This is a genomic window from Bradyrhizobium sp. CCBAU 53415, from assembly GCF_028128735.1.
GTDB lineage: Bacteria > Pseudomonadota > Alphaproteobacteria > Rhizobiales > Xanthobacteraceae > Bradyrhizobium.
The window spans coordinates 843827-858079 of record NZ_LBJF01000026.1 but is presented as its reverse complement, the minus strand read 5'-3'; the positions used below and the strand labels follow the sequence as shown (position 1 = coordinate 858079).

Below are 14253 nucleotides of genomic sequence, written 5' to 3'. Positions count from 1 at the left end.
CCGGACAAGCGAAGCGCAGATCCGGGACCCATACCGCGTAATCCATCGATTGCGATCGGTCGAAGTATCGAACTCCGAGTCTTCGCCAAATGTCTTCCTGTGGTTATGGGTCCTCGCGTTCGCGGGGACGACAGCGGTTGATGAGGCGCGCGAGCTACCTGCTTGCTCACCCGTTCCTGAACGCATACGCATATCCGTTCAGTGCGGGCGCGCCGCCGAGATGGGCGTAGAGGATCTTCGCGCCCTTCTCGAAATAGCCCTTCTTCGCAAGGTCGATCAGGCCCTGCATCGACTTGCCCTCGTAGACCGGGTCGGTGATCATGCCTTCGAGACGCGCGGTGAGGCGGATCGCCTCCTTGGTCTCCTCCGACGGCACGCCATAGGCGGGATAGGCGTAGTCCTCGATCAGGACGACGTCATCGATGATGAGCTCCTTGCCGAGCTCGACGAGCTCAGCGGTGTTCTGGGCGATATCGAGCACCTGCGCCTTGGTCTGATCAGGCGTGAACGAGGCATCGATGCCGATCACTTTTCGCGCGCGGCCGTCCGCAGCGAAACCAACCAGCATGCCGGCATGGGTGGAGCCGGTGACGGTGCAGACCACGATGTAGTCGAACTTGAAGCCGAGCTCCTTCTCCTGCTTGCGCACTTCCTCGGCGAAGCCGACATAGCCGAGGCCGCCGAACTTGTGCACGGAGGCGCCGGCGGGAATCGCGTAGGGCTTGCCGCCCGCCGCCTTCACCTCCTCGATCGCCTGCTCCCAGCTCTTGCGGATGCCGATGTCGAAGCCGTCGTCGACCAGGCGCACGTCGGCGCCCATGATGCGCGAGAGCATGATGTTGCCGACGCGGTCATAGACCGCGTCCTCGTGCGGCACCCAGGCTTCCTGCACGAGGCGGCACTTCATGCCGATCTTGGCGGCGACCGCGGCGATCATGCGGGTGTGGTTCGACTGCACGCCGCCGATCGAGACCAGCGTGTCGGCGTTCGAGGCGATCGCGTCGGGGATGATGTATTCGAGCTTGCGCAGCTTGTTGCCGCCATAGGCGAGGCCGGAATTGCAGTCCTCGCGCTTGGCATAGACCTCGACCTGACCGCCGAGATGTTTTGACAGTCGCTCCAGCTTCTCGATCGGTGTGGGGCCGAAGGTCAGCGGGTAGCGTGCGAATTTTTCCAACATCATTGGTCATCCCGATTGGCGGTGGCGTCTGGGAACGGAGCTAGCATCGCCTCGGGAAAATGTGCTCTCGAATATTACTCTGCCGATGAAGGGAACTTGCACCAACGGCGTAAAGGCACCAGATTTACTCCAAGTTATCGGCTATTAGTGAAAGAATCTTCCGTGGCGTCCCGGCTCGATCGTATCGATCTCAAGATATTGAGATTGCTTCAGAATAACGGGCGGCTCAGCAATGCCGAGCTGGCCGTTTCAGTCGCGATCAGCCCCGCCACCTGCCATCGCCGGACCCAGCGTTTGTTCGAGGACGGCTTCATTGCCGCCGTGCGCGCCATGGTCGCGCCGAAGAAGGTGGCAAAAGGCACCCTGGTGATGGTCGGCGTCGTGCTCGACCGCTCGACGCCGGAGAGCTTTGCCACCTTCGAGCAGGCGATCACCAAGCTGAAATTCGTGCTCGACTGCCACCTCGTCGCCGGCGATTTCGACTACTTCCTGAAGATCCGCGTCGGGGACATGGAGGATTTCAACCGCATCCACGGCGAGCAGCTCATCGCGCTGCCCGGCGTACGCCAGACCCGCACCTTCTTCGTGATGAAGGAAGTGGTCGATAACGCGCCGCTGGAGTTTTGAGCGGGGCCTATTGATGCGCGATGCGGATCATGAAAGATTCATGCGTTGCAGACATTCCCGCATGGCTGGCAGCGCGCGGCCTCGATCCGGCGCCGTACGAGGCGGCCTTGTCGTCGTTCCTCGCCACAGGCAAGCCGCTGCGGCTCGATGTCGATGACGTCTCCAATCCACGGAGCGTGCGAAGCCCCGCCGCGTCATAGCCGGCGTCTTCCTGCGATTTGCAAAATGGCACGGTCGTCACGGCAACTTCACTTGCCCTTCGCGCGCATGCAGGTGACGGTTGGGTCTTCTCAACGAGGAGATCCCACCGTGCGCCTCCCCATTCTCGATCCGAAAGACCTGAGTGCTGAACAGAAGCCGCTCTACGACGACATGCGAGCCGGCATCAAGGACCACTTCAAGGGTTTTGTGAACATGCGCGACGACGGCGCGCTGCTCGGGCCCTGGAATCCCTGGATCCGCGAGCCGCGCTTCGGCAAGCCGGTGTGGGAGCTGGTCAAGGCGGTCGCGTCGAACCCGCTGCTGCCCGCGCCGGTGCGCGAGGTCGCGATCCTCGTCACCGGCTCGCACTTCCGCTCCGGCTACGAGCTCTACGCCCATGTGCTGGTGGCCGAGCAGCGCGGCCTCTCCGACGAGAAGCTCGCGACCATCGTGGCCGGTCAGCGGCCGGCCGATCTCACCAGGCAGGAGGCGGTCGCCTATGATATGGCCTCGGCACTGGTCAGCGGTGGCGTACTGCCCGAGCTGACCTATCGCGCGGCCGTGAAGGAATTCGGCGAGCACGGCGCGGCCGAACTGTCCTATCTCGTCGGCGTCTACTGCATGGTCTCGGTCACGCTCAACACGTTCGACGTGCCGGTGCCGGACTAGCCGCGGCTTTGCTTCGTCGGAGCATGATCCTTTTCCGCGATCATGCTCAATTGCGCACCGCGTAGAGCGGCGTGCGCAGCGTCACCTGATAGGACGGCTTCGGCGTCCACGCGATCAGCGCGGTGATGCCGAACAGGCGGTTGTCGTTGTCGTCCATGCGGTCGAGGTCGAGCCGCAGGATCGGCTGGGTGAAGGATTCCGCAATCGTCCGTCCCGCGAGCTGTGCGCCACCGAAGGACTGCATGCCGAGGCGTCCGGTGAACTTCCAGTTGCTCGGCCATTGGTAATAGCCGCCCGCATATAGAATCGTGTTCGGCCGGATGCTGGCGAACGGGCTCGCAATGGTGGTGTGAGTGTATTGCACGCCGGCCAGCCAGCCCCGGGTCTCGTCTTCGTCCAGCGCGTAGTCGAATTCCAGGATGTTGTTGAACGAATTCGTCATGCCCGTCTCGTTCGGCACCGACTGCGTCAGCGTCGATTGCAGCGTGATCGTCGGGATCCTGCCGCCATTCTGCTGGTAGAGGTCGGCCTGCACGCCGATGTTCCAGCTGGTGATGTCGAAGGACGACCAGCCGCCGCCGAAATCCGTCGTCGATCCGGACACGCCGCCATAGAGCGAGACGCGATCGGTGACGTCGACGGTCAACGGCAGGTCGACGGCGATCGACTTCGCCGTTGGCAAGCCGTTCGGCAGTGTCGTGCCGCGCCGTGCGGCCAGCGCTTCGAACGCGGCCGACAGCGAGGTGGTGCCGAAGCCGAGCCCGAGCGTGCCTGCGGGGATCGTCGCGTAGCTGGTGCGGAGGTCGAGGTAGACATTCGGAACAGTCGGCTTTGCCGGTGCGGCCTCCTCCGCCTCGGTGGCGAAGGCACTGCTCGCCGAGATCGTCAGGCAGGCCAGCCCCATCGCGACAGCGCGCAAGGCCGGACGATGCGATGGGCTGCGACTTGACAAGTGACAATCCGACGTGAGGGACGCCTGATGGCGGAATCGCTTGCTAGATGGAACGTGATCGTTCCCGTGGTCAAGCGTTATCCGCAAACGGTGGACTGCGTCGATGCGCGCGGCTACCCTGCCGTGAGTGCACCGACACTCTCGCCGGCCAGAGTGCAGGCCGGACAATGGAGGACGACAGCCATGAACACGTCACGCCGTATCCTCCTCGCCGGAATGGCGGGGCTCGCCGTCGCTCCGACCGCCGTGGCGGCCGCGCCGGCGCCCATGGTCGATGATGTGACGGTTGCCGAAGAGCGCTTCGCGCGCATGATCGCCGCCGCGCATGCGCCCGACATCACCTGCGCACGCGAGGCGGAGCGTTATGCGCATGCGCATTGGCCCGAATATCTCCTGGCAGCGAGGGCCGTTCTCGACGCGCGCGTGTGATGCTCACACTGACTTCTTCACCGCCCTCCGCACCTGTTCTCCGATCTGCGACAGCACGAGTTGGGCCTGCGGCAGGATTGCGCCCATGGCGTGGAAATTGTGGACCATGCCGTCGTGGCAGACATGCTCGACGGCGACGCCCGCGGCGAGCAGCTTGCGGGCATAGGCATTGCCTTCGTCGCGCATCGGGTCGTACTCGGCGGTGTGGATGATCGCGGTCGGCAGGCCCGCCAGCCGTGTCGCGCGCAAGGGAGAGACGCGGGGATCTGCGGTGTCGATGCCTTCGGGCAGATAGTCGGATAGATCGGCTTCGATCGTGACGCGATCGATCAGGTGGCCCTCGGCAAAGGCCTCGCGCGAGGGCGAGGTCTGCTCGAAATCCAGCACCGGGCAAATCAGGCATTGCGCGGCGATGGAGAGGCCTGCGGTCTGCGCCGCCTCCTGGCACACGATCGCAGCGAGCGTGGCGCCGGCGGAATCGCCGCCGATCACCAGACGGTCGGCGTCGATGCCGAGCGATGCCGCCTCGCGCGCCACCCATTCGGTGGCGGCGATCGCGTCGTTGACGGCGGCGGGGAACCTGTGCTCCGGCGCGAGCCGATAGTCGACCGAGACGAGGCGGCAGCCGGTGACATGCGCCAGCGCCGCCGCAATGCGATCGTGGGTGGCAATGCTGCCGGCGACGAGGCCGCCGCCATGAAAGAACACGAATCCCGGTGCGAGCTCCTCGGCGCTTGCCGGCGTGTAGAGGCGATAGGGCAGTTCGCCGGCGCGGCCGGGCAGCACGCCGTCGGATGTCGTCACGTCCGGCGCCTCGGCACGCGCGAACTGCATCAGCTTTGCCAGCGATTGCCGCCGCGCCTCCACGCTCGGCTGGCTCCGCGCCTGCGGCGCGGCCGCAGCCATCATGGTCAACAAACGCCTTGCGAGCGGATCGAGCGGCATGGATATCTCTCCCACAAGGGGGAGAGGGTAACTTACCCAATCCCCGCAGCAAATCCTTTAGAAATTGAGAGAATAGTGCCCGGACATTTCCAAGGGGAAGCCGGTCATGGCCGAGATCAAGAAACCCATCGCATATTCGCCGAGCTGGACCTTCTTCGAGGGCAAATGGCACGACGGCAATGTGCCGATCATGGGCCCGCGCACGCATGCGGCCTGGCTCGGCTCGGTGGTGTTCGACGGTGCACGCGCGTTCGAAGGCGTCGCGCCCGATCTCGACCGTCACGTCGCGCGAGCCAATCAATCCGCGATCAATTTTGGCCTGAAGCCGGTGGTCGATACCGGCACCTGGCTCGGGCTGGCAACCGAAGGCATTGCACGCTTCGCGGCCAATGCCGAGCTCTATGTCCGTCCGATGTATTGGGCTCAGAACGGCTCGGGCGGCGGCGTGCTGTTCGATCCGGAGACCACAAATTGGTGCCTCTGCATCTACGAGGCGCCGATGCCAAAGCCCGTCGGCAACGCCATCACCCTGTCGCCGTTCCGCAGGCCCACGGCCGAATGCGCGCCGGTCGATGCCAAGGCGGCCTGCCTCTATCCGAACAATTCGCGCGCGCTCGCGGAGGCCGCCGCGCGCGGCTTCCAGAACGCGCTGATGCTCGACATGCTGGGCAACGTCGCCGAGTTCGGCAATTCCAACGTGTTCATGGCCAAGGACGGCGTGGTCTACACGCCGGTGCCGAACGGCACTTTCCTGAACGGCATCACGCGCCAGCGCGTCATCGGCCTGCTTCGCGGCGACGGTGTCACCGTGGTCGAGAAGACGCTGCGCTATGCCGATTTCCTGGCCGCCGACGAGATCTTTTCATCCGGCAATTTCGCCAAGGTCGCGCCGGTGATCCGTATCGACGAGCGCGAGCTGAAGCCGGGCCCGCTCTATGCGAGAGCCCGCAAGCTCTATTGGGACTTCGCGCATGCGGTGAAGCTGGCGGCGTGATCGGGACTATCCATCGTCATGGCCGGGCTTGTCCCGGGCATCCACGTTCTTCCTCGCATGTCGTTGCACGTGGTTGGCCGGGACAAGCCCGGCCATGACGAGAGCTACTTCTGTCTCCGAAACCGGCTGAACTGAAACGCCTGCGTCGACCCCCACGGCGTGTGATGCGTCTCGCTCTGCGTCTCGACCAGCTCGAACTCTCGACCAAGCTCCGCCGAGAGACTCGCAGCGTCATGTCGCTGCACCGGCAGGCCGCTGCATTTCTCCGGACCATCGGGCGCGAACGTACCGATGATGACCTGTCCGCCAGATGCAACCGCCGACCGCAGCCGCTCGACGTAAGCCGCCCTGTCGCGCGGGTCGGTCAGGAAGTGAAACGCCGCGCGGTCGTGCCAGACATCATAGCTTTTCGCCGGCCGCCAGCTCGTGGCGTCGGCAACGATCCAGTCGACCATCGAAGCGCCTGCCCCGATTCGCTTCTTCGCCGCGTCAAGCGCATTCACCGAAAGATCCAGCACGCTGACGTCGCGATATCCGTCCTGCAACAGCGCATCGACCAGCCGTGATGCTCCGCCGCCGATATCGATGATGGCTGCGTCATGATTGGGGCTGGCAGCGCGGATCATCTCGAGCGAGATCGCCGGGCTGTCCTGATACCAGCTGACCTCGGCCTCACCCTTGGTGGCGTAGACATGGTCCCAATGGGCGCTTCGGTCAGACATGGCTCGCCCTTCCGCACATGGGACGGCGCGAATGAAAGGCTATTCGTCCTTCTTCGACATCCGCTCGAGGCGTTCCTGCATTTCCTTCATCTGCTGGCGCAGATCGTCGATATTGCCGTCCTTCGGTGCCTCGGTATTCGCATCGGGCTCGGGCGTGGCGGCCGGACGAGGCGCCGCGAACGGCTTGAACATCGAGAAGGTCTGCTGGAACAGCTCCATGTTGCGGCGGACTTGCTCCTCCAGCGGAGCAAAAGGAGTGCCGGACAGCGTATTGGCGATCTGCTTGCGGAACTTCTCTTGCTCCTGGGTCAGGGTCGCGATCGACTGCTCCAGATATTTCGGCACCACCATCTGCATGCTGTCGCCATAGAAGCGGATCAACTGGCGGAGGAAGGTGGTCGGCAGCAGGTTCTGGCCGGCCTTGTTCTCCTGCTCGAAGATGATCTGGGCGAGCACGGAGCGGGTGATGTCGTCGCCGGTCTTGGCATCATAGACCAGGAAATCCTCGCCGTCCTTGACCATGGCGGCGAGGTCTTCCAGCGTCACGTAGGTGCTCGTTCCGGTGTTATAGAGCCGGCGGTTCGCGTATTTCTTGATGGTGGTGGGTTGGTCTGATTTCGCCATGGGCTCTCACTTGCTAACGCGGGAGAACGGGAACCTGCCGGGCAATGCCGCAGGGCGGGAAGAGTACGCAACGCAACAAAATAAGCATTTTCAAAGGGCTCACGCTACCGTTTTGTGCGGCACGGTTAATTGCAGAGCAAAATCTTGCTTGCGAAAGCGCCAAGAACGCTATTTTGAATGCGCTGCGGCATGAATTCGGAGAGCGTCCGATTGACATGCCTCAACGACGTTAACAGGATGCCATTCGAGACTGGCGAGCCGTTTCCCCAGCCCCGTCTGCCCCCTTTCAAACCCAGGAGATGCCCATGTCAGACGATGTCGTCATCGTCAGCGCCGCCCGCACCCCGGTCGGAAGCTTCAACGGAGCGTTCGCGACCCTTCCCGCCCACGATCTCGGCGCCATCGCCATCAAGGCCGCGCTGGAGCGCGGCGGCATCGAGCCCGGCCGGGTTTCCGAGGTCATCATGGGTCAGATCCTGACCGCGGCCCAGGGCCAGAACCCGGCCCGCCAGGCTTCGATTGCCGCCGGCATCCCGGTGGAGAGCCCGGCCTGGGGCGTGAACCAGCTCTGCGGCTCGGGCCTGCGCACGGTCGCGCTCGGCTACCAGGCGCTGCTCAACGGTGATTCCGAGATCGTGGTTGCCGGCGGACAGGAGTCCATGAGCATGGCCCCGCACGCCCAGCACCTGCGCGGCGGCGTCAAGATGGGCGGTCTCGAGCTGGTCGACACCATGATCAAGGACGGCCTGTGGGATGCCTTCAACGGCTACCACATGGGCAACACCGCCGAGAACGTCGCGCGGCAGTGGCAGATCACCCGCGCTCAGCAGGATGAGTTCGCCGTCGCCTCGCAGCAGAAGGCGGAGGCCGCACAGAAGGCCGGCAAGTTCAACGACGAGATCGTCCCCGTCACCATCAAGACCCGTAAGGGCGACGTCGTCGTCAGCGCCGACGAATATCCGCGTCATGGTGCAACGCTCGACGGGATGGCCAAGCTGAAGCCCGCCTTCGAGAAGGACGGCACGGTAACCGCGGGCTCGGCCTCCGGCATCAACGACGGCGCTGCCGCCGTGGTGCTGATGACCGCCAAGCAGGCGGCCAAGGAAGGCAAGAAGCCGCTCGCGCGGATCGTGTCGTGGGCTCAGGCCGGCGTCGATCCGAAGATCATGGGCTCGGGCCCGATCCCGGCCTCGCGCGCCGCGCTGAAGAAGGCCGGCTGGAGCGTCGGTGATCTCGACCTGATCGAGGCCAACGAAGCCTTCGCGGCGCAGGCCTGCGCCGTCAACAAGGATCTCGGCTGGGACACCTCCAAGGTCAACGTCAACGGCGGCGCCATCGCGATCGGTCATCCGATCGGCGCGTCCGGCGCGCGCGTACTGGTGACGCTGCTGCACGAAATGCAGAAGCGCGATGCGAAGAAGGGCCTGGCCACGCTGTGCATCGGCGGCGGCATGGGCATCGCCATGTGTTTGGCGCGCGACTGACGACGACCTTACACGCAGCTGACGCGTGCGCCGCACACGTCAGCGCTGCGTTGCACGCGGCTAAAAAGGCGGCGGTTGCAAATCAAATATTCTTCGCAACCACGCAAGCCTCGACTAAAGAGAAACGCCCGGCTCACGCCGGGCGTTTTGTTCTTGATGTCCGTCAAACGTCCCGCATAATCCGCAGCTAAAAACAGTCACTCTCAAGCGTCCGAAGAGTCCAAGGGAAGGAATACGATATGGCACGTGTTGCACTGGTGACGGGTGGTACGCGGGGCATCGGCGCGGCGATCAGCAAGGCGCTGAAGGCGGCCGGCTACAAGGTCGCGGCGAACTATGCCGGCAACGATGCGGCGGCGGAGAAGTTCAAGGCCGAGACCGGCATCGCCGTCTACAAATGGGACGTCAGCAGTTTCGACGCCTGCGCGGCCGGCGTGAAGCAAGTCGAAGCCGATCTCGGGCCGATCGAGGTGCTCGTCAACAATGCCGGCATCACCCGCGACACCGCCTTCCACAAGATGACGCTCGAGCAGTGGACCGCCGTCATCAATACCAATCTCGGCTCGCTGTTCAACATGACGCGCCAGGTCATCGAGGGCATGCGCGCGCGCAAGTTCGGCCGCATCATCTCGATCTCGTCGATCAACGGCCAGAAGGGGCAGTTCGGCCAGGTCAACTATTCCGCGGCGAAAGCCGGCGACATCGGCTTCACCAAGGCGCTCGCGCTCGAGAACGCCAAGGGCGGCATCACCGTCAATGCGATCTGCCCGGGCTACATCAACACCGAAATGGTGCAGGCGGTGCCGAAGGACGTTCTGGAGAAGAACGTGATCCCACAGATCCCGGCGAGCCGGCTCGGCGAGCCCGAGGAGATTGCGCGGGCTGTCCTGTTCCTCGCGGCCGAGGAGGCCGGCTTCATCACCGGCTCGACGTTGACCGTCAACGGCGGTCAGTACATGGTGTGATGCGATCGCATCACGCCGGCTGATACCGGCAATATCGTCCTGCCCGGGCTTGTCGCGGGCACTCGTCTATGCACTGTCATTCCGGGGCGTCGCGATCGCGGCGAACTATGGTGCGCAATTGCGCATCTGAGAATCTCGAGGTTCCGGGTTCGGCTCTTCGAGCCATCCCGGAATGACGAGGCCTTCTGCAATGACTCCCCGTACCGCGACGCTGATCGGATTGACCGCGATCCTGATGTGGTCGCTGCTGTCGGTGATGACGGTGGCGACCGGAAAGATACCGGCGTTTCAGCTCGCTGCGATGACCTTCGCGATCGGCGGTGTCGTCGGGCTGCTCACCTGGATCGGGCGGAGCGAGGCGGCGAAAACCCTGCGTCAACCGCCCGTCGTCTGGGTCGTCGGCGTCGGCGGTCTGTTCGGCTATCACGCGCTGTATTTTCTCGCGCTGCGCTTCGCGCCGCCGGCCGAAGCCGGCCTTCTGAATTACCTGTGGCCGCTGCTGATCGTGCTGTTCTCGTCATTCCTGCCCGGCGAGCGGCTGGCCCCGCATCACATCATCGGCGCGATGCTCGGCCTCGTCGGCACCGTGCTGCTGTTTGCCGGGAACACTTCCGGCTTCGCGCCTGGCGCCGTGCCGGGACTGATCGCGGCCTTCATCGCCGCTTTCGTCTGGGCAACCTATTCGGTGCTGTCACGTCGATTGAAGGCGGTGCCGACCGATGCCGTCGCCGGCTTCTGCCTTGCCACGGCCGCACTGGCCGCGCTGATGCATGGTCTGCTTGAAACCACGGTCTGGCCGGAGACCATGCTGCAATGGCTCTCGGTGATCGCGCTCGGCATCGGCCCCGTCGGCGCCGCCTTCTACGCCTGGGACATCGGCATGAAGCGCGGCGACATCCGCGTGCTCGGCGCCGCCTCCTACGCGACGCCGCTGCTCTCGACCGGCTTCCTGATCGCCGCCGGCTTTGCCAAGGCCAGCGCCAGCATCGCCATCGCCGCGATCCTGATCGCCGGCGGCGGCCTGATCGCGGCGAAGGATATGGTGCTGCGGAAGCGATGATTGTCATTCCGGGGCGCGCCGAGCGCGAACTCGGAATGACGATTGCCCTACGGCTCCCAGCCTTTTGGCGCGAGTTCGAACTTCGCGAATTCGAATGCAGGCGCGACGGTACAGCCGACCAACGTCCACTCGCCCGTCGTCTCCGCCATCTGCCAGGCATGCGCCGGCACGATGGCCTGCGGCCGCTCGCCGCCGACGAGGTCGGTGCCCAGGCGTACCTCGTGCTGCGAGCAGCCGTCATGGGCGATGCGCAGCATCAAGGGGCTGCCTGCGTAATAGTGCCAAGTCTCGACCGCATCGACGCGATGCCAGTGCGAACGCTCGCCGCGTGCGAGCAGGAAGTAGATCAGGGTCGAGCGCGAACGCCCGTTGGCGTCCGTGGCTTGATCGCGAAACGTTTCGCGATAATGCCCACCTTCGGGGTGCGGGCGGAGTTCGAGGCGCGCGATGATCTCGGCTGCAGTCGGCATCGATCCCGTCAGGATTTGTTCTTCAGGATTTGTTCTTGCGCTCGCGCAATTCGCCGAACACCGCGGCGGCGTCGGCGCCCTTCATGTGCAGCCTGGCCGCGACCGCCGGCTCATCGGCGCGCAGGAACACGTTTGCGCGCTTCTCGTCACCAAGCAGTGTGGGAATGGTCGGCTTGTTCTCGGCCCGCAGCTTCGTCACTTCGGCGGCGCGCGCCTGCAGCGCCGCATTGTCCGGCTCGATGGTGAGCGCGAACTTGACGTTGGAGGCCGTGTATTCGTGGCCGCAATAGAGCTTGAAGTCGTCGGGCAGGGCGCGCAGCTTCAATAGTGAATCCCACATCATCGGGTAGGTGCCCTCAAAGACGCGGCCGCAGCCGATCGAGAACAGTGTGTCGGCGGCGAACACCGCCTTCTCCGTGTCGAACACATAGGAGATGTGGTCGAGCGTGTGGCCGGGCGTCTCCACGACGCGCGCCAGCAACTTGCCGATCTTGACCACGTCGGCATTGGCGACGCGCAGATCGACGTTCGCGATCTTCGTCGTCTTGTCATGCGGCGCGACGACGCGGCAATTGTATTTCTGCTTGAGCTCGGCAACGCCGCCGACATGATCGCCATGATGGTGGGTGATCAGGATGTCGGTCAGTTGCCAGCCCTCGCGCTCCAGGGCGGCGAGGATAGGGCCGCCCTCCGGCGCGTCGATCGACGCCGTCGCCTTGGTTTCCACATCGTGGATCAGATAACCGAAATTGTCGTTTAAACAGGCGAAAGTACGAATTTCGGCGGCCATGTCATCTCCATCGCGCTCAGCCCCGCCAGACAAATATGGCGTTAACGTTGCGCAGGCAATGCAATATTCCGCGCGCGGCGGCGGCCTGACGCATGTTACATTGCCGTCATGACCATCGACGTCGTCGACCTCCGCGAGTTCTATTCCCGCCGCCTCGGGATCGTCGCGCGGCAAATGATCAATCGCGGGATCAGGGAGCGCTGGCCCGGCGCCGCGGGCCAGCGCGTGCTCGGCATCGGCTATCCGACGCCCTATCTGGGATTGTTCCGCGAGGACGCCGAGCGCTGCATCGCCTTCATGCCGGCGGCCCAGGGCGTCCTGAAATGGCCGACGGGACGGCCGGCGCTGGCCTCGCTGGTCGACGAATTCTCGCTGCCGCTTCCCGACGCCGCTGTCGATCGCATCCTCCTGGTCCACGCGCTGGAGATGTCGGACGATCCGGCCGCGCTGCTGCGCGAGGTGTGGCGCGTGCTGTCGCCGTCCGGGCGCGTGATCGCCGTGATCCCGAACCGGCGCGGGGTATGGACCCGCACCGACAGCACACCCTTCGGTCACGGCCGCCCCTATTCGCGCTCGCAGATCACCGAGCTGTTGCGCCAGACCTGGTTCACGCCGACCGCCTGGGGCGAGGCGCTGTTCATGCCGCCCTATGCCGGTGGCTGGGTGCTGAAATCGGCGCAGATGTGGGAGAGCGCCGGCGCGGCGCTGTCGCTGCCCTTTGCCGGTGTCCATATCGTGGAGGCGACCAAGCAGGTCTACCGCGCGATCCCTGCCAAGCGAGAGCGCGCGCGGCTCATCCCCTCGCTCGCGAAGCCGGTGCTGGTGCCGTCCTCGACGACGGTGACGCGCAGCTGAGGCACTGGCGTTGCCGCGAAGACGGTGCGCTCCTTCTCCCGCTTTGCTTGCGGGAGAGGTGCAACGTCGCCATCGATGGTCGTCAAAAACAAATCGTTCCGGCCAGGCCGGGACGATTCGGTCAGAAAATCAGAAGAGACTTACTCGCCCGGCGCGAGATCGTCGCTGGAGGCGGCTGGGGCGGCTTCGCGCTCGTGGCGCGGACCATGCGGCCGGCGCCGCCGCCGCGGATAGCGCTCTCCGCCGCCGCCAGCGCCCTCGAATCCGCCCTGGCCGCCATTCGCGCCGACATTCACTTGCGGCTGCGCGCCGGTGATGAAGGAGGGCAGGCGGTCGACCCCGCCGGCATCGGCGATGACGGGTTGCGGCTGGTTCGCGGGTTGCGGCTGCGGCTGATATTGCGGCTGCGGACGATGATCGCGTTCGCGGTGCTCGCGCGGCTGCTGGTTGTCGCGTTGCTGATGATCACGCTGGTGGTGATCGCGCTGGCCATCGCGGTCGCGCATGAAGGGCTGCTGCGGGGGCTGCGGAACGAAGCCCGGCTCCTGGCCGAAGGCCGAGAAATTCTCGCCGTCGTCGTCGCCGTCGTCGCTGCTGGTGCTGACGGGCTCATCGCCGCGGGGCTGCTGGCTCTGGCGGAACTGCTCCTGGGCCGCCGCGATCAGGCGGAAATAATGCTCGGCGTGCTGGTAATAGTTCTCGGCTGCAACGGGGTCGCCGGAGGAGCGCGCGTCACGCGCAAGCTGGAGATACTTTTCAGCGATGTGCGAAGCGGTGCCGCGAATCTTAATATCGGGTCCGTTGGACTCGTAGACCCGGGTCATCGGGTTCTGGCCGCGCCGGTTGTTGTTGTTATTGTTGTTGCGGTTGCGCATCCGCTGCTTGTTTTGACCGTTTCTCATGTCCTGCCTTCAATTCCAGCCCTAAAGGTTGCACGCATTACTGATTGCTCGGAGTGACCTGGGACAGCGGTTCACATCGCTCGCGCGCACCGCGCGCAAGGGCGGATCGAACCCTGCCGATGTTCGTCGACCGTCGCGTTCAACAAAGACGCGTTCCCCACCCGCCAGCATTCATTGCCAGCGAACCCATTCATTTCGCCTGCCGAAACAAGCCCAGCTTTCTTGCGTAAGTCTTCAAGCGCAATATCAGGCTTTCGTTCACGTTGCGGTCGGAGAGCAGCGCAGCTCCACTGGCCATCGCGCTCAACAGGACCTGCGGCTTGGAACCTTTAAATCAGTAAAGCTCTCGCCCGAGAGCCCGGCTTTCGCCCGTAGGTGTACGGG

16 protein-coding genes and 1 pseudogene are annotated in these 14253 nt (G+C 64.5%); 9 read left to right on the top strand and 8 right to left on the bottom strand.

What is annotated here, in order from left to right:
- Nucleotides 1-166 precede the first annotated feature (166 nt).
- Nucleotides 167-1180 (bottom strand): 1-aminocyclopropane-1-carboxylate deaminase, encoded by a 1014-nt coding sequence (locus tag XH87_RS28200; protein ID WP_271589765.1) that lies wholly within the window; start codon nucleotides 1178-1180, stop codon nucleotides 167-169.
- A 162-nt stretch (nucleotides 1181-1342) separates the two neighbouring features.
- Between XH87_RS28200 and XH87_RS28195 the strand changes: the two genes are divergently transcribed.
- The 3 genes and pseudogenes from XH87_RS28195 to XH87_RS28185 all read left to right on the top strand — a co-directional run bounded on the left by XH87_RS28195 (nucleotide 1343) and on the right by XH87_RS28185 (nucleotide 2677).
- Nucleotides 1343-1807 (top strand): Lrp/AsnC family transcriptional regulator, encoded by a 465-nt coding sequence (locus tag XH87_RS28195; protein ID WP_035710231.1) that lies wholly within the window; start codon nucleotides 1343-1345, stop codon nucleotides 1805-1807.
- A 56-nt stretch (nucleotides 1808-1863) separates the two neighbouring features.
- Nucleotides 1864-2007: pseudogene (locus tag XH87_RS28190) on the top strand (PLP-dependent cysteine synthase family protein); the annotation flags it as partial.
- Nucleotides 2008-2116: 109 nt separating this feature from the next.
- A complete protein-coding gene (locus XH87_RS28185) occupies nucleotides 2117-2677 on the top strand; it encodes a carboxymuconolactone decarboxylase family protein (RefSeq protein ID WP_035710199.1) in 561 nt (186 codons plus the stop codon).
- A 46-nt stretch (nucleotides 2678-2723) separates the two neighbouring features.
- On the opposite strand, the gene XH87_RS28180 is transcribed toward XH87_RS28185, so the two are convergent.
- Nucleotides 2724-3596, bottom strand: coding sequence for a hypothetical protein (locus XH87_RS28180; RefSeq protein ID WP_333909204.1), 873 nt, complete (start codon nucleotides 3594-3596; stop codon nucleotides 2724-2726).
- Between the two features lie 216 nt (nucleotides 3597-3812).
- Here XH87_RS28180 and XH87_RS36655 point away from each other — a divergent pair, with 216 nt between their 5' ends.
- Nucleotides 3813-4058 carry a hypothetical protein gene (locus XH87_RS36655; RefSeq protein ID WP_333909203.1) on the top strand — a complete coding sequence of 82 codons (246 nt, stop codon included), beginning with the start codon at nucleotides 3813-3815 and terminating at the stop codon, nucleotides 4056-4058.
- A gap of 3 nt (nucleotides 4059-4061) precedes the next feature.
- On the opposite strand, the gene XH87_RS28170 is transcribed toward XH87_RS36655, so the two are convergent.
- The gene (locus XH87_RS28170) at nucleotides 4062-5003 is read right to left on the bottom strand and encodes an alpha/beta hydrolase (RefSeq protein WP_271589723.1); all 942 of its coding nucleotides are present in this window, start codon (nucleotides 5001-5003) and stop codon (nucleotides 4062-4064) included.
- Nucleotides 5004-5109: 106 nt separating this feature from the next.
- Here XH87_RS28170 and XH87_RS28165 point away from each other — a divergent pair, with 106 nt between their 5' ends.
- Nucleotides 5110-5997, top strand: coding sequence for a branched-chain amino acid aminotransferase (locus XH87_RS28165; protein WP_271589722.1), 888 nt, complete (start codon nucleotides 5110-5112; stop codon nucleotides 5995-5997).
- Nucleotides 5998-6101: 104 nt separating this feature from the next.
- Here the strand turns inward: XH87_RS28165 and XH87_RS28160 are convergent, their stop codons facing one another.
- Complete coding sequence (locus XH87_RS28160; RefSeq protein ID WP_271589721.1) at nucleotides 6102-6719, bottom strand: class I SAM-dependent methyltransferase; 618 nt, start codon at nucleotides 6717-6719, stop codon at nucleotides 6102-6104.
- A 39-nt stretch (nucleotides 6720-6758) separates the two neighbouring features.
- Entirely contained in the window at nucleotides 6759-7343 is a 585-nt protein-coding gene (gene phaR, locus XH87_RS28155) for a polyhydroxyalkanoate synthesis repressor PhaR (protein WP_035710190.1), read from the bottom strand.
- 305 nt (nucleotides 7344-7648) lie between these two features.
- Here phaR and XH87_RS28150 point away from each other — a divergent pair, with 305 nt between their 5' ends.
- The 3 genes from XH87_RS28150 to yddG all read left to right on the top strand — a co-directional run bounded on the left by XH87_RS28150 (nucleotide 7649) and on the right by yddG (nucleotide 10852).
- A complete protein-coding gene (locus XH87_RS28150) occupies nucleotides 7649-8827 on the top strand; it encodes an acetyl-CoA C-acetyltransferase (RefSeq protein WP_271522419.1) in 1179 nt (392 codons plus the stop codon).
- Nucleotides 8828-9066: 239 nt separating this feature from the next.
- Nucleotides 9067-9792, top strand: a complete 726-nt coding sequence (gene phbB, locus XH87_RS28145) for an acetoacetyl-CoA reductase (protein WP_271589720.1) — start codon at nucleotides 9067-9069, stop codon at nucleotides 9790-9792.
- 190 nt (nucleotides 9793-9982) lie between these two features.
- Nucleotides 9983-10852, top strand: a complete 870-nt coding sequence (gene yddG, locus XH87_RS28140; protein ID WP_271589719.1) for an aromatic amino acid exporter YddG — start codon at nucleotides 9983-9985, stop codon at nucleotides 10850-10852.
- Between the two features lie 47 nt (nucleotides 10853-10899).
- Here the strand turns inward: yddG and XH87_RS28135 are convergent, their stop codons facing one another.
- The gene (locus tag XH87_RS28135; protein WP_035710179.1) at nucleotides 10900-11322 is read right to left on the bottom strand and encodes a cupin domain-containing protein; all 423 of its coding nucleotides are present in this window, start codon (nucleotides 11320-11322) and stop codon (nucleotides 10900-10902) included.
- Between the two features lie 22 nt (nucleotides 11323-11344).
- Nucleotides 11345-12112: a hydroxyacylglutathione hydrolase gene (gloB, locus tag XH87_RS28130; protein ID WP_271589718.1), complete on the bottom strand. Its 768-nt coding sequence runs from the start codon at nucleotides 12110-12112 to the stop codon at nucleotides 11345-11347.
- 108 nt (nucleotides 12113-12220) lie between these two features.
- Here gloB and XH87_RS28125 point away from each other — a divergent pair, with 108 nt between their 5' ends.
- A complete protein-coding gene (locus XH87_RS28125) occupies nucleotides 12221-12967 on the top strand; it encodes a methyltransferase domain-containing protein (protein ID WP_035710174.1) in 747 nt (248 codons plus the stop codon).
- A gap of 140 nt (nucleotides 12968-13107) precedes the next feature.
- Here XH87_RS28125 and XH87_RS28120 read toward each other — a convergent pair whose 3' ends face one another.
- On the bottom strand, nucleotides 13108-13869 hold the full coding sequence (locus tag XH87_RS28120) for a DUF4167 domain-containing protein (protein WP_271589717.1): 762 nt from the start codon (nucleotides 13867-13869) through the stop codon (nucleotides 13108-13110).
- Nucleotides 13870-14253 lie beyond the last annotated feature (384 nt).

Bases quoted from the DNA above. Each gene is read 5' to 3' on its own strand.
- XH87_RS28200 (WP_271589765.1), bottom strand. From the start codon at position 1,180: ATGTTGGAAAAATTCGCACGCTACCCGCTGACCTTCGGCCCCACACCG.
- XH87_RS36655 (WP_333909203.1), top strand. From the start codon at position 3,813: ATGAACACGTCACGCCGTATCCTCCTCGCCGGAATGGCGGGGCTCGCC.
- XH87_RS28170 (WP_271589723.1), bottom strand. From the start codon at position 5,003: ATGCCGCTCGATCCGCTCGCAAGGCGTTTGTTGACCATGATGGCTGCG.
- XH87_RS28165 (WP_271589722.1), top strand. From the start codon at position 5,110: ATGGCCGAGATCAAGAAACCCATCGCATATTCGCCGAGCTGGACCTTC.
- XH87_RS28160 (WP_271589721.1), bottom strand. From the start codon at position 6,719: ATGTCTGACCGAAGCGCCCATTGGGACCATGTCTACGCCACCAAGGGT.
- phaR (WP_035710190.1), bottom strand. From the start codon at position 7,343: ATGGCGAAATCAGACCAACCCACCACCATCAAGAAATACGCGAACCGC.
- XH87_RS28150 (WP_271522419.1), top strand. From the start codon at position 7,649: ATGTCAGACGATGTCGTCATCGTCAGCGCCGCCCGCACCCCGGTCGGA.
- phbB (WP_271589720.1), top strand. From the start codon at position 9,067: ATGGCACGTGTTGCACTGGTGACGGGTGGTACGCGGGGCATCGGCGCG.
- yddG (WP_271589719.1), top strand. From the start codon at position 9,983: ATGACTCCCCGTACCGCGACGCTGATCGGATTGACCGCGATCCTGATG.
- XH87_RS28135 (WP_035710179.1), bottom strand. From the start codon at position 11,322: ATGCCGACTGCAGCCGAGATCATCGCGCGCCTCGAACTCCGCCCGCAC.
- gloB (WP_271589718.1), bottom strand. From the start codon at position 12,112: ATGGCCGCCGAAATTCGTACTTTCGCCTGTTTAAACGACAATTTCGGT.
- XH87_RS28125 (WP_035710174.1), top strand. From the start codon at position 12,221: ATGACCATCGACGTCGTCGACCTCCGCGAGTTCTATTCCCGCCGCCTC.
- XH87_RS28120 (WP_271589717.1), bottom strand. From the start codon at position 13,869: ATGAGAAACGGTCAAAACAAGCAGCGGATGCGCAACCGCAACAACAAT.